This is a genomic window from Stenotrophomonas sp. Pemsol (assembly GCF_003586545.1).
In the GTDB taxonomy this organism is placed as follows: Bacteria; Pseudomonadota; Gammaproteobacteria; order Xanthomonadales; family Xanthomonadaceae; genus Stenotrophomonas; species Stenotrophomonas sepilia.
Genome location: NZ_CP025780.1, coordinates 3,333,038 through 3,346,540, shown reverse-complemented (window position 1 = coordinate 3,346,540; position 13,503 = coordinate 3,333,038). Strand labels below are relative to the sequence as shown.

General features: G+C 66.0%; 14 protein-coding genes. 9 read left to right on the top strand and 5 right to left on the bottom strand.

Annotated features, from left to right (window positions below):
- Positions 1-539 precede the first annotated feature (539 nt).
- Positions 540-1,181 (top strand): hypothetical protein, encoded by a 642-nt coding sequence (locus tag PEM_RS15335; RefSeq protein ID WP_111128059.1) that lies wholly within the window; start codon positions 540-542, stop codon positions 1,179-1,181.
- A 61-nt stretch (positions 1,182-1,242) separates the two neighbouring features.
- Complete coding sequence (locus tag PEM_RS15330; protein ID WP_240431555.1) at positions 1,243-3,018, top strand: serine hydrolase domain-containing protein; 1,776 nt, start codon at positions 1,243-1,245, stop codon at positions 3,016-3,018.
- An 18-nt stretch (positions 3,019-3,036) separates the two neighbouring features.
- On the opposite strand, the gene PEM_RS15325 is transcribed toward PEM_RS15330, so the two are convergent.
- Positions 3,037-3,429: a DoxX family protein gene (locus tag PEM_RS15325; protein ID WP_019660763.1), complete on the bottom strand. Its 393-nt coding sequence runs from the start codon at positions 3,427-3,429 to the stop codon at positions 3,037-3,039.
- A 118-nt stretch (positions 3,430-3,547) separates the two neighbouring features.
- Between PEM_RS15325 and PEM_RS15320 the strand changes: the two genes are divergently transcribed.
- On the top strand, positions 3,548-3,967 hold the full coding sequence (locus PEM_RS15320; protein ID WP_069139687.1) for an H-NS histone family protein: 420 nt from the start codon (positions 3,548-3,550) through the stop codon (positions 3,965-3,967).
- A gap of 49 nt (positions 3,968-4,016) precedes the next feature.
- Positions 4,017-4,424, top strand: coding sequence for a hypothetical protein (locus PEM_RS15315; protein ID WP_111128058.1), 408 nt, complete (start codon positions 4,017-4,019; stop codon positions 4,422-4,424).
- A 23-nt stretch (positions 4,425-4,447) separates the two neighbouring features.
- On the opposite strand, the gene PEM_RS15310 is transcribed toward PEM_RS15315, so the two are convergent.
- Positions 4,448-5,089 carry a glutathione S-transferase family protein gene (locus PEM_RS15310; RefSeq protein WP_111174832.1) on the bottom strand — a complete coding sequence of 214 codons (642 nt, stop codon included), beginning with the start codon at positions 5,087-5,089 and terminating at the stop codon, positions 4,448-4,450.
- Between the two features lie 464 nt (positions 5,090-5,553).
- Here PEM_RS15310 and PEM_RS15305 point away from each other — a divergent pair, with 464 nt between their 5' ends.
- Together PEM_RS15305 and cml are read left to right on the top strand one after the other, a co-directional pair.
- Positions 5,554-6,006 (top strand): PA2169 family four-helix-bundle protein, encoded by a 453-nt coding sequence (locus tag PEM_RS15305; RefSeq protein ID WP_005419568.1) that lies wholly within the window; start codon positions 5,554-5,556, stop codon positions 6,004-6,006.
- 253 nt (positions 6,007-6,259) lie between these two features.
- On the top strand, positions 6,260-7,447 hold the full coding sequence (gene cml / locus PEM_RS15300) for a CmlA/FloR family chloramphenicol efflux MFS transporter (protein WP_005419566.1): 1,188 nt from the start codon (positions 6,260-6,262) through the stop codon (positions 7,445-7,447).
- Between the two features lie 70 nt (positions 7,448-7,517).
- Here cml and PEM_RS15295 read toward each other — a convergent pair whose 3' ends face one another.
- Positions 7,518-10,868: an autotransporter serine protease gene (locus PEM_RS15295; RefSeq protein WP_111128055.1), complete on the bottom strand. Its 3,351-nt coding sequence runs from the start codon at positions 10,866-10,868 to the stop codon at positions 7,518-7,520.
- 174 nt (positions 10,869-11,042) lie between these two features.
- Between PEM_RS15295 and PEM_RS15290 the strand changes: the two genes are divergently transcribed.
- From PEM_RS15290 to PEM_RS15280, 3 genes are all read left to right on the top strand, one after another.
- Positions 11,043-11,561, top strand: a complete 519-nt coding sequence (locus PEM_RS15290) for a Rossmann fold nucleotide-binding protein (RefSeq protein ID WP_111128054.1) — start codon at positions 11,043-11,045, stop codon at positions 11,559-11,561.
- A gap of 91 nt (positions 11,562-11,652) precedes the next feature.
- Positions 11,653-11,853, top strand: a complete 201-nt coding sequence (locus PEM_RS15285) for a hypothetical protein (RefSeq protein WP_111128052.1) — start codon at positions 11,653-11,655, stop codon at positions 11,851-11,853.
- A 104-nt stretch (positions 11,854-11,957) separates the two neighbouring features.
- A complete protein-coding gene (locus PEM_RS15280; RefSeq protein WP_111128050.1) occupies positions 11,958-12,308 on the top strand; it encodes a VOC family protein in 351 nt (116 codons plus the stop codon).
- 126 nt (positions 12,309-12,434) lie between these two features.
- Here PEM_RS15280 and PEM_RS15275 read toward each other — a convergent pair whose 3' ends face one another.
- Both PEM_RS15275 and PEM_RS15270 read right to left on the bottom strand, forming a co-directional pair.
- A complete protein-coding gene (locus PEM_RS15275) occupies positions 12,435-12,737 on the bottom strand; it encodes a KGG domain-containing protein (RefSeq protein WP_005419559.1) in 303 nt (100 codons plus the stop codon).
- A gap of 273 nt (positions 12,738-13,010) precedes the next feature.
- The gene (locus tag PEM_RS15270) at positions 13,011-13,475 is read right to left on the bottom strand and encodes a MarR family transcriptional regulator (RefSeq protein WP_005419558.1); all 465 of its coding nucleotides are present in this window, start codon (positions 13,473-13,475) and stop codon (positions 13,011-13,013) included.
- Positions 13,476-13,503: the final 28 nt, after the last annotated feature.

The following is a 13,503-nucleotide window of genomic DNA, read 5'->3' as shown; positions in this document are numbered from 1 at the left end:
TTGGCTTGTTCTCTCGCTAGCCCGACGGCGGCCGCCGCAGTTGCGATCTCATCGCGAAGGTTGCGCCCTCCCTCCTGGTGCGGCCGCGACGCGATCGCGTTGACCGTTGGCCTTGGTGTATCTGTAGCGGAACCTGGGCCCACCGCCGGCGAGCTTCCGCACATCCGGGCAGCCCACACCATGCGACGCTGGATCCGAGGCCCGTTGGCCGATCGGCAAGGTGGCCAGTCCGTTCTCTCCGAGCATTCCCTTCATTGCGCCCATTGGCGACCGCTCGGCGACCTTATGTCAGCGGAAGGAGGTGCACAAAGATGAGCGAAGATGGTCGCGGGGCCTGGGAATCAGCCGCGTGGTTTACGGCTGGAAGGTCTGTGGAGGCGCGTGGAAGCGCTGTGGAGGCCCCATAATCCGTCGATTCCAGATTCGAATCGTGATGGGCCCCCACGCGACCTCGCACGACCTGTTGCAGATCTCATTGCCCCCGCGCCCCGCGCGCCCTGCAGCGTCGGTACCATCTGATCCGCACACAGGGATCGACCATGCCCAACACCGATACACCGGTGGAAGACTTCACCACCGAAATCGAAGACAGCCGGCACCTGTTCGCCTGGTGCCTGGTTCACTATGGCCAGGTGCCCGAGGCGCAGGCGCTCGAACAGGCACGGAAGCGCTATCCCGACCAGAGCCCCGGCCGCGAATACGAACACGCGCTGATCTTCCACGACGAGCCCTGGCACTGGGCGATGCTGCACATGAAGGGCGAAAGGTATTGGCAGCAGCACCCGGAACTGGCGGAGCCGTCGCTGGACTACGAAGCCGAATCGGACGCACTGTGCCTGGCCCGTGGTGAGCAGGTGCCACTGCTGGATGAGGACGAGTACCTGGGCGCGCTCGCGCATGCACGCCACATGCGTGCATGGACGCTGGTCCATCAGGCGGGTCGTTCGCCGGATGAAGCGCGCCAGGAGGCGCTTGGTCACTACGCGTATCATCCGCGCCATCATCGCGGGCGATTTCAGGTTCACGATCCGCGTGAGGGCTGGTGCCATGTGATGAGCGCATTGCATGGCAACGACTACTGGGCGCGACCAGAGCTGCGGGAACCGCCACAGGCCTATTGGAGCGAGTCCCGCGCCTTTGTTTCGGCGCAGGGAATCCGCTTGCCGGACCCTCCGGGCTGAGGCCTGCTCAGCCAGCGAAGGCGCAGCGCCATCGATCACCGCACTCTGTGCCGAATGACACATGCCCTGCCATTTCTGCTGGCGGGAAGATGGCGGCATCCTGAAGTGGAGTGATCTGATGCCTGTTACGCTCAGTCGTCGCACCTTCCTGGCCAATGCCGCGGCTGTTCCGGCGGCCACGCTCATTCCCACCGGTGTTGCCACCCCAGCGCGGCCAAGCGTCACCACCGCGAGCCTGATCGACGCGGAACGCGGCGTGATCCGCTCGGCCATGGACGGCAGCGGCATCGGTGCCGCTGCCGTCTGCCTGGTCGAAGGTGGGCAGGTGCGCTGGACTGAAGGCTTCGGTCACGTATCAGGCCAGGGCAGCGTGCCCGTAGACGCCAGCACGATGTTCAGCATCCAGTCCACGTCGAAGAACTTCGCGGCGGTCGCGGTGCTGTTGGCCGTGCAGGACGGCATCCTTGATCTGGACGCGCCCATTACCCACTATCTGCCGTCGTTCACGGTGCGCAGCCGCTTCGAGCATGCTCCACAGGAGCGCATCAGCCTGCGCCTGCTGCTTGCCAATCGCGCGGGATTCACGCACGAGGCGCCCCTGGGCAACAACTACGAACCGGCGTCGCCGGGCTTTGATGCGCACGTCCGCAGCATCTCGCAGACATGGCTGCGCTTTCCGGTGGGTACGCGCTATCGCTACTCCAACCTGGGCTTCGACCTTGCCGGTCATGTCCTTGAGCAGGTTGCGGGCATCAGCTATCCGGCCTGGCTGCAGCGCCGGATCTTCGAGCCGCTGGGAATGCACGACAGTACGGCCGATGCGTCGGTCTACCTGGCAAGCAAGGTGCGGGCACTGGGAACCCAGGAAGGCCATACGCAGGTACCGCCGGTGACGCCGCTGGTGGTGTCGGGAGGCGTGTGGACCAGTGCCGCCGACATGGCGAAGTATCTTGGCTTCCTGCTCGGTGGCGGCCGATCCGGTGCGCAGCAACTGCTTGAGCCCCGTCTCTGGGACGAGATGCATGGTTTCGGCCTGGGCGGCGACTACGGGCTCGGTGTCATGCGCAGCGAACGCCTCTACGGCAGTACACCGGTGCGGCTGCTGCACCACCGCGGCGGGGGCTTCGGATTCGGGTGCGTGTTCACCTACTGCAGGCAGGCAAACGCTGGATTTGCCGCGATGTTCAATCGCGCGACGTCTGCGGGGTACGGCATCGGCGAGCGTCTGCTCGATCAGCTGTTGTCGGCGCGTTTCGGGCCCCGTCAGCCGCGTGTGCCCCTATCAAGCCTGGCGCCGATCAGGTTGAACCAGGACCAGATGCAGCAGATGGCGGGAAGCTGGATCGGGCGCAGCGGCAAGGCGAAGATCGGGGTTGCCGGAAACGGGGAGCTGCAACTGCATCGAGGGGCGCACGCCGAGGGTACCCGCTTTGCGGCCATCGACGGCGATCAACTTTTCACTGTGGACACCGATGGAGAGGTTGCGACGTACCGTTACCATGCGGCGACGGACATGCTGCCGGCGTACCTGGAATGCAGCAACGGCGAGGATGGCCTGGACCAGAACGATCCCATCGATGGGCCCACCGGGCCGCAGGCGCCCCATTGGCAACCCTGGCTGGGACGCTATCGCGTTGACCAATGGGGCAAACCATCGATGTTCGTTGTGCTGGAGCAACGACACGGCTGGCTGTACATCGATGGCATCCGCCTGGTTGCTGAGGTGGAGCCAGGATTGTTGTTCACCAGCGATGGCGAAGCGGTGGATTTTCGCGGCTCCCAGCCGACATGGCGCAACCTGCGCCTGCGGCGCGTCGCGCCCATGGGCCAGGGGTGATGGCGGCATGCCGCGCGCTCATCCGCGCCGCCCACGCCCATCGATGCTGTAACGTCCCGCCCCGGTGCACGCCAGCAGCAGGAAGCCGCCGGCGAGGCCCAGGTTCTTCAGGAACATGATCTGCTGGGTCTGATCGGCGAAGTTGTGGTGGAAGATGAAAGCGGTGACCAGGCTGAAGCCTGCGAGCACGACCGCCACCAGCCGGGTCTGGAAGCCGAGCAGGATGCACAGGCCGCTGCCGATTTCGAAGGCGATGGTCGGCCAGAGCAGGATGCCGGGAACTCCCATTGCCTCCATGTAGCCCTGGGTACCACTGAGATCGCCGAGCTTGCCCAGCCCGGAGACCAGGAACAGGGCCATCAGCAGGATGCGTGCAAGCAGGTAGGCGAGCGAATGCGATGAAGTGCTCACGTCGAGGTCCTCGGAGATGGCCGACGCAGGCGATCGGAGCCCACCGGCGGTGAAGCCCGTGTCTACGCGCCGGGCAGGGCGCCTTGACAGCTGCCGCGCTGCAGTAGACCTTTCCCGCATGACGATCGATATTGAATCGCTCAGCCTTCGCGAGCTGGGTGCCCTGGTGGTTGCCGCTGAACAGCGGAAACAGCTGATTTCCAGCCGCCGTCCGGCCAGTGCGGTGCGGCGGATGCTGAAGGCCGCCGCCGCCGAAGCCGGCTACACCCTTGAAGAACTCTTTGGCGGCCAAGCCTCGGAAACACCTGCGCCCGCCCGAAAAGCCGTCCGCCGTAAATCCGGCAAAGTCGCGCCCAAGTATCGCGACCCGGAATACAAGCGCCTGACCTGGACCGGTCGCGGGCGCATGCCGCGCTGGTTGGCGTCCAAGGTGTCGATGGGCCACAAGGTCACCGATTTCCTGATTCCTGGCTTGGCCAGGCCGACCGCTGGCAAGACCAGCACCATCGGCAAGCGGACCGTCATCAAGAAGGGATGACGCTGCAGCACTGCTACCCTGCCCGGGTCTTTCAACCAAGGAGCACGGGATGGCACACGAGAGTGGCATGACGATCACGCCGAAAGTCCTGCACGCCGCCGCAGTGGCGGGCATGTTGGTCAGCCTGCTGGCCTGGGCGGTGGAATGGAGCGGGATGGCCTATGTCTGCCCGTACTGCCGCGTGCAGCGCACGGTCATCGGCGTGCTCGGCCTGCTGACGCTGTTCGCGCGCCCGGGGAGCCTCATCGTGCCCTGGTTGTCGTACACCGCGGGTGGCTTCGCGTTCGTGGTGGCAGCGATGCAGCACTTCAACGGTTGGAAACGCATTTCCGCAGGCGACTTCAGTTTCAATGGGCAGTGGTACATCGACCCGTGGCTGCTGTCAGGCTGCGCGATGCTGATCCTGGTGGCGCAGCTGATGCTGGTGCAGGCCGCCTGCCGGCGCAGCTTGCGCTGAGTGTTTCCACGCATGGCGTGGAACTACCCGTTCTGGAACACCGCCAGCTGCGCGGCGAAGGCGCGCTGGTAGGCGGGCCGCTGCGTCGCGCGGGCCACATAGGCGGCCACCGTCGGATACTCGTCGAGCAGCCCGCTGCTCTTCAGGCGCAGCAGCACCGAGACCATCATCAGGTCGCCCACGCTGAAATCGCCGTCCAGCCACGGCGCCTTGGCCAGCCATGTCGACAGTTGCGCCAGTCGCGCCCGAACCCGCTCATCCAGCAGCGGCAGCCGCTGTGCGTACCACGGCTGCTCGCGCTCCAGCACCCAGGCCATGGAGCGCTCAACGATGGGGGGCTCCACCGTGTTCAGCGCAGCGAACACCCACATGATCGCGCGCATGCGGGCGTCCGGATCGCGCGGCAGCAGGCCGGGGTGCTGTTCGGCCAGATGCAGGACGATGGCGCCGGATTCGAACAGGGTCCGGTCGCCCTCCTGCCAGGTGGGAATCTGCCCGAACGGATTGCGTGCCAGGTGTACGGGCTGCTTCATCTCGGTGAAGGTGAGCAGTTGTACGTCATAGGCTACCGACAGTTCCTCCAGTGCCCAGCGCACGCGCATGTCACGGGCCAGGCCCTGGCCGCGGTCGGGGGAGGTGGCGAAGGCGGTGAGGATGGGAGGCATGGGGTCCGCAATCAAGGAGGGCTTTGATGATCTGACGAGCGAGTGTGCCGGAAATCGACATGGGTGTCGGTGCTCTGCACGTCGCCTGCACGTGTCCTGCACGCACGCACCGTCGCCGATCCATCAGTCTGCCGGGGTCAACCGCAGAGACAGGTAGCAGGCATGAATACTCCCGGAAAACCGAAACCCAGTTGGCGCCAGAGAAACGTGCTGATGGGAGCGCTCGCCGCGGTCCTGGTGATCGTGCTGATCATCCTTTTCGTACCTTGGTGAGCCTGCCCGGGCTCGCTCGATGTGATCCACGCGCCACTGTGGCGTGAAGCAGTCAGTGCGGGTTGGGTGACGTGATGTGCGTATCAATCGCTGCTCACCCGGGAACCACACGAGCATGTCCACAGTGGATACGCAGGCAGCGCAGTCGAAGCTGCTTTTCTCCCCTGAAACGAAGATACAGGAGCAACGCCATGAGCACCCAGTCCACCATCGAACATCGCCTCAACGACCTGATCGAGATCGCTCGTGACGGCAAGTCGTTCTATGAAGAAGCGGCGACCAAGGTGAAGGATGCCGAGCTGTCGGCCTTGTTCACCCGCATCGCCGGCGTCAAGGGCCGCATCGTCGCGGCGCTGAGTGGTTCGGTGGCTGCCAGCGGCGGCAAGCCGGCCGAGCATGGCACCGTGGTGGGTTCGATGCAGCAGTTCTACGGCAAGGTGCGTGCAGCCTTCGGTGACACCAACTATGGCTATGTGGCCGAGCTGGAAGAGTCGGAGGACCGCCTGCTGGGCGCGTTCAAGGACGTGCTGAAGGACAACGAGCTGCCGCCGGCGGTACGCCAGGAAGTCACCCAGCTGTTGCCGGAAGTGCAGGAATGCCACAACGTGATGCGCGCGCGCAAGCATGCGATGAAGGCGGCCTGACGATCAGCGGCGCCCCACTCCCCAGGGACGCCGCGGCCGGGGCGGCACCGCTGCCCCGGCCACCCTGAATCGGTCGCTGCTACACTCTTGCCGGTTCCGCACTGCCAACAATGAGCACCATGAACAACGGGAACGGTCCGCAGACAGTTCGCTGAGCCGCAACAACGACGCAGACGTTGTTGCGGTGAACATCCCTGCGATGCATGCGAAGTGGATGGATCACCGCCGGACTCACTCTGGGCGGAGACTCCCCATGTTCAATCGACAGGCCCCGCGTTGGGCCCATACCCTGCCATCGGCCATTGCGCTGATGGCGCCGTTCGACCTCCTGGCCTCGCTGGCCATGGATATCTATCTACCTGTAGTGCCCTTGATGCCCGGCGCGTTGGGAACATCGCCTGCGCGGGTGCAATTGACGCTGAGCATCTACCTGCTGGTGCTCGGCGTCGGCCAACTGCTGTTCGGCCCGTTGTCCGACCGGATCGGGCGCCGCCCGGTGCTGTTGCTGGGGGCGCTGCTGTTCACCGTTGCCTCGTTTGCGCTGGCGCTGTCCAGCAATAGCGGGTTCTTCCTGGCCTGGCGCACAGTGCAGGCGATTGGCGCGTCGGCAGCGCTGGTAGCGACGTTTGCCACCGTCCGCGACGTATACGCGGATACACCGCAGGGGGCGTCCTTGTATGGACTGTTCGCTTCGATGCTGGCCTTCGTGCCGGCACTGGGGCCGATGCTGGGTGCACTGGTGGCTGCGGCAGCAGGCTGGCGTGCGATCTTCGTGCTGCTGGGTGTGCTTGGCCTGGTCGCCGGCCTGCGTGCGCAACGCCTGTGGCAGGAAACCCGACCCGCAGGGCGCAGGGACGCTGGACCGGCACTGCAGAAAATTCTTCGCAGTGGTGCCTTCTGGGTCTACACGCTGGGATTCAGTGCCGCGATGGGCACGTTCTTCGTGTTCTTCTCGATCGCACCGCGCGTGCTGGTCGAGCGCATGCAGTACTCCCAGATCACCTTCAGCCTGGCGTTCGCGACGGTGGCACTGGTGATGATCCTCATGTCGCGCATGGCGAAGACGTTCATCGCGCGCTGGGCGGTGCCTGGCACATTCGTGCGTGGCCTGTGCGTGATGGTGGCGGGTGTGTTGTTGATGGCGCTCGCTGCGGAGTTGCCACTGTCATTCGCCAGCGTCGTGCTGCCCATGTGGGGCATCGCGGTGGGGCTGGTGATGGTGGTTTCGGTGGCTGCCAACGGCGCGTTGAGTGAGTTTGCCGATGCGTCGGGTATGGCGGTGGCGCTCTACTACGCGATGCAGAGCCTGATCGTGGCCTGCTTCGGAACACTGGCTACGGTGCTGCTGCCGGGCGATACGGTATGGCCGCTGGTGGCCTATGGGCTGTTGCTGCCAGTGGCCAGCCTGGTCGCCGCGGCGATGTTGCGCGGCTGCCGCTAGCCTCGGCCGGTGATAAAAAAAGGGCGGCCATCAGGCCGCCCCAATCCTTCATGAGAACACGTGACGGGAACTAGAAGCGCACCGACCAGCGCACATTCGCACTGTGGTCGCGGCTTTCACTGCCGTACTGGCCGCTGTAGCCCAGTTCCAGCTGCTGGCGCTCGGTCAGCCAGGCCGACAGGCCCAGTTCGGCCACCACCGCGTTGTCGGCGATCGGCGCGCCGTTGACCGCAAACGTCGTGCTTCCGTTGGCGAAGGCCAGGTTGGCGACCTGGCTGCGATCACCGGAAGCGCGGCGATAGCCGACGCCACCGCGCAGGTGCAGCCAGCTCTCCTGCTGGAACGAAGCCTTCAGTCCCTTGTCGAAGCGCACGCCGGCAGTGGCAATCGTGGTTCCGGTATCGTCCACCTTGCCCTGCAGTGCCGCTGCTCCACCGTGTTCGTTGACGCGCTTGAGGTCCACTTCGACACGTGCGACCTGCAGGTAGGGCTCCAGCCCGGCTTCCGGGCCACCGAAGCGGTAGCCGGCTTCGATGAAGGCCTGGCGGGTGCGGGCGTCGTAGCGCGCGCTCAGGCTGTCGCTGAAGCCTGCGAAGGCGACATCACGCGTACTCTTCACCTCGTGCTTGCTCCACGCCACACCACCGCGCAGGCCGAAACCGCCCCAGTTGTGGCTGGCGTAGGCACCGAAGTGGGTGTTGTCGATCTTCGACTTGGCGCGACGCTCCTGCTGCTTCACGTCGGTGCGGCCCGTGCCGGCCAACACGCCGACCTGCCAGCCGGAGAACTCGCGGTCGATGCCGACCAGCAGGCCGTTGCTGTTGGCTTCGGTGCGGGCAGTGTTGACATCACCGTCCAGCTTGCTGTTGCCACCGATGGCCTGCACCCATGCACCCGTCGCGTCACCCACGTCGCTACCGGGTGCGGCGGCGCCGGCACGGCGTGACAACGCGGCATCGCGCACGTAGCGGCTGCCCTCGACCAGGGCGATGGCCGTGGCCGGATGCAGCTCGCCGCTGAGGCCGTCGAGCACGCCTCCGAGCTGCTGCGGGAACAGCTGCGTCAGCGGTTTGGGCAGACCCTGGGCGATCGGCAGCAGGTCGGCGGCCGCTGCCACTGCACGCTGGTTGGGCGTGTTGGCAGCCGTGGTCAGTGAAGCGCCACGGGCGACGTCGATGCGCGTGCCGTTGGTACCGTAGGCCAGGCTGAACTGCAGGAACGGGGAAAACGCGCTGAAGTCGGTCTTGGCGAACTGGCCGTTGACGCCTCCGTCGGCACGCAGGAAGTTGAACTGCTCGCCGAGGTAGTACACGCCCGGCTCCGGCAGCGCGACCAGCGTGCCGCCAAGGGTGGCGGTGCCGGTCACGTGCAACTGGTCACTGCGGCCACCCGGGGCCAGCTCGGCGGCATAGACGCCAGTGGCGCCCTGCACGTAGTTGCCGTTGATGGTCAGCGTGCCGATCGAGTTGCCCGGCGCGATGAGGCCGTCCACGCGGGTATTGCCGAGCGTGCCGACGCCCTTCAGCAGGCCATTGGCGCCGACCGTGGTGGTGCCGCCGGTCTGCGTGCCGTTGAAGGACACCACGCCGCCGCTGATCACCAGGTTGCTGTTGTTCAGCACGCCGCTGGCGCTGACCGTGCTCACGCCACCGGTAGTGGTCAGTGCGGTGGAGACCAGGCTGCCGTTGAGCAGCAACTGGCCACCCTGTACCTCGACTGCCGAGGTGAGGGTGTTGGTGCCGTTCAATTCCAGCGTACCGTCCTGCAGTACCGCGCCGTTGAAGCTGTTGTTGCCGCTCAGGCGCAGCCAGCCGATACCGGATTTGGTCAGCTTGCCAGGGCCACCGATGTCGTTGGTCCAGTTGTCCCAGGCATCGCCTTCCCAGACTTTCAGGCCGCCGGCTTTCTGGTTCATCACCACGTTGGTGTCCACGCGCAGCGAGCCATAGCCTTCGATGGCCTTCTTCAGATCCACCATGCCCCAGCCGTAGATCGGATCGATGCCCGCTGCACCCAGGTCGCGTGCGGTGGTCAGCAGCACGTCGCGGACCTGGGCGTTGTCCAGATAGGGGAAGCGCTCCATCAGCAGGCCGAGCGCGCCAGTGATGTGCGGCGCCGCCATCGATGTGCCCGTCTTGGTGCCATAGACATACTGGGTGTTCTCGCTGTCGATGATCAGCCGCACGTAGGCGGAGGTGTTTTCGATGCGGCCCTGGATATCCCCGGAAACGATGGTGCTGACGATGTCGGTGCCGGGTGCCGAGATGCACCAGTTGGCGGCAACGCCACAGATGCTGGAACTTCCATCGATCACGTAGTCCGTTTCGCCCGCAGCGGCGTTGGGCCGGCGGACGTTGGCCACGGCCAGCCAGTACGGTTCCAGTTCGGGCTTCCAGCGCGGCATCGCGGCCGTGATTCCGGCGACGGCGCCGCTGCCGTTGCCAGCCGACCAGACCTGGATGAGGGTGGAGCCCGGTGTATCGCCATTGCTGGCGTAGATGCTGCCGTACACGCCGTAGTCGGCACCGATGTTGGCGTACTGCTGGTCCAGCGCGGCGGCGGTCATGTTGCGCGTGGAGATGCCCCAGCTGTGGTTGATGGCACGCACGCCCTGCGCCTGGATCTGTGCATACATGTCCAGCGTGGCGGCGTCATCCGGATCGGTGCGGTACACCGCGCGCGGGCGATAGTAGTTGTCCGGATCCAGGCGCCACTCATAGTAGGTGTCGCCGAACACGCGGGCGGCGGTGAGATCCGCACCAAAGGCCACGCCATGCATGCCGGTGCCATTGCGGTTTGCGCCGATGGTGCCAAGCACATGCGTTCCGTGGTCGGCGTAGCTGAAGCCATAGGGCTGGCCGGCCGCGATCAGGCGTGCCGCGAGTGCGGCCGGAACGCCGGCACCGAGGCCATAGTAGTTGTAGCCGGGCTGTTCGCCGCGGGTCTGCCCGCAGGCACCGGTCCCCGCGACCACACCCGGCGTCGGGCAGTCGGCACCGATGGTGATGCTGGAGGTATTGCGTCCTGCAAACTCCGGATGCGCCAGTGCGGACCCCGAGTCGAACAGCGCCAGGCGCACACCCTTGCCGGTCAGGCCGCGTGCATAGGCGTAGTCCGCGCCCATCGCACCCAGGCCCCAATCGGCGTTGAACTCATCGCTGCGCCAGCTGGCCGGATCGCCCGGGTTGCCAAGAACGGCGGTGCTGCTGGCGGCAGGTGCAGCGGCCGTCGCTGCGGGTGCAGCGTTGGCAGCAGGCTGTGCCCATGCAGCCTGCATCTGGCGCTGCTGCTGCCAGGCCTCGAGTGATTCGCTGGCCATGGCCGGCAGTGCAGCGGCCAGCAGCAGCGAGCTGGCGACGGCAAGCGCCAGCGGGCGGTGCGACAGGGAGCGGGACGAACGGCCGTACAGCGGGTGATTCATCGGACAACTTCCTTGGTTGACGGACATCAAGGCCGTTAACGCAAAGGCATGGCGATATCCCCCAGTAATGTGAAGGGATTTTTATGAACGTGTTAATCTTCTGTGATCGGTGCAAGACGTGGCTCCGCCGGGCCGGGCACCGCGACCTTTCTTGCCGAGGCCTTGGGGCCGTCCATGCGTAACGCATTGCGTAAACCACAGTTGGCGATATTGGGTAGTGCCGATCCTGGCAGCGACGCGTTCGAGCGCGCAGCTGAAGCAGGGCGTTTCCTGGCCGTGCAGGGCATCACGCTGGTCAGCGGCTGTGGCAGTGCCGCTACGCGGGTAGCTGCCGAGCAGGCAGTAGCCGCCGGTGGCCAGGTGCTCAGCGTGATCCCGGAAAGCGGCATGCCGGTAGCCGATTGGCCCGCCACGGTGGTGGTGCCCTGTGGCATGGGCGATGCGCGCAACCTGATCATGGCCCTGGCCGGTGATGCCTGCATCGTGATCGGCGGGCGCGCCGGTACGATCTCGGAGGTTTGCCTGGCCTGGCTGCACAAGCGGCCTCTGCTGCCGCTTGTGGGGGCCGGTGGCTGGTCCGATGCGCTGCCGGACAACCCGCCGGACGAGCGCGGCAATTCGCCGATCCTGCCGTGGCGCAACATTGATGAGCTAGCCGGACAGCTGCGTGTGCTGGGGTTGCTGCACCGCTGAGTCGAGCGGCATCGGCCTTCACCCAGCGTCCCGTGTGCAGCGCTAAGGTGGCCCGGCCTGGGCTCACCAGGCTAATCAAGGAGCGATGTCGATGCGTACTTTCAGGAAAGTGATCGCCGGTGTTGTGTTGGCGTTGGCCTGCAGCGGCTCGGTGGCCGTGGCCGGACCGGTCCAGCCCTGCGATCTGCCCTGCTGGAAGGCTTACCAGGCATGTGTGTCCGGTGGTGGTGATGCCATGGAATGCCAGTACGAATACGATCGATGTGTCATGGAGCGCTGCGGCGCGGTGTAAGCCCAGCCATGCTCGGCTGAAGACGGGCCTCGTCCGTGGCGGGGCTCTTCTGTTCGTGCGCAAGGTCGGGCAGTCTCGACACATTCTTCCTGGTGGAGTGGAACATGGCCGTCAAGCGTGTCGTCGCCAACATCGCCACGTCCGATCCCTCACGTGCCGCTGCGTTCTATGGCGAGCTGCTCGGCATGCCGGTGGTGATGGACCATGGCTGGATCGTCACCCATGGCGGGCAGAGCAGTGCGCTGGCCCAGGTCAGCTTCGCCAGTGAAGGAGGCTCGGGCACGCCGGTGCCGGACCTGTCGATCGAAGTGGACAATCTGCAGGACGTGCTGCAGCGCATGCGCGCGGCCCGCATCGCGCTGGAATATGGCCCGGCCGACGAACCCTGGGGCGTGCGGCGCTTCTTCGTCCGCGATCCGTTCGGTCGGCTGTTGAACATCCTCGCCCACGCCTGAGCGGTGGATGGTGCCTCAGCCACGCCTGACGGTGCGCGCGGGACGATGACCGTCTAACGGCGTGCTGGCCCTGCTCGCGGCATTCGGGCTGCTCCGGTAGCACAGGCGCGCCTGAACGCGCCGCGGTCAGCCCTGCTGGCGTTGTGGACCGTCCCTCGTTGGCGTCGCTTCGGCCGCTTGTCGCTGTTGCCGTGCATTGGCGTGGCGAGCGTGCCCGCCTTCGCGGCCGATCGCTGCCATGTGCTGGCGGTTGCGGCTGATCGCCTCGCCGCCCTTGCGGCCGGCCACGCGTGCCTCGGCTGGGCTGAACTCATGTGCATTGCCGGACGCATGCGCGGCGCGTCCTCCCTTTGCGGCGATCGCGCGCTGCTTGTCCTGGTCCATCGAGGCGAAGCCACGATGGGAAGTGCCGTGGTGCTGGCCGGCCATGGGAAGGCTCCCGTTGCATGGAAGGGAAGCTCATCCTTGCCGGTGCCCGGCTAACGGAGTGTCCGCATCGGTGCGGCTGCCTTCACGCCGCACCGTACTGCTTTTCACGGCGCAGGTACGCTGCTGCGCGCGCCGCCCTGCGTGGCTAGGACGAACTGCACCCTTCACCTAGGCCGGACAGCCGGCCGCGCAGTGCGCACGCTGGAGCTGCGCCTGGGCAACGGCGGCTGGACCTTCCTCAGCGAAATCGAAATGGCCGCAGAGCAGAAGGCTTCAGGGCCGGCGGGCGTCCTGCAGGCGCTGCGCGAAGGGCCGCTGTGCGAGCGCTGCAAGGGCGTCGCGCAGCACCTGCTCCAGCGGCTGCCCCAGATCGGCATCGAGGCTGCGCGCCGCTACGGCAGTGGCCTGCCATTGCGCCTGCAGCGCAGGCATCGCGCGCTGTGCGCGGGGGCTCAACTGCAGGATGCGTTCACGTCCGTCGTCGCCGCTGGACGCGTGCAGCCAACCATCACGCACCATCGCCGCCGCGGTCTGGCTGAGCGCCGAATGGCTGAGCCCGCAGGCCGATGCCAGGTCCTTGATCCGGCAGGGGCCCTGCGCCATCAGCGTGCGCAGCACCGGTGTGTAGCGGGGCCGGTAGTCCAGTTGCAGGTCCCGGTAGGCCTGCTCGACCGCCGGGTCCAGCTGGTCGAGCAGGGCGCGCAGCAGGGTGCCCAGCGTGGCGTGTTGGAGATCCATGACCAGGATGATATATAAGCACTTATAT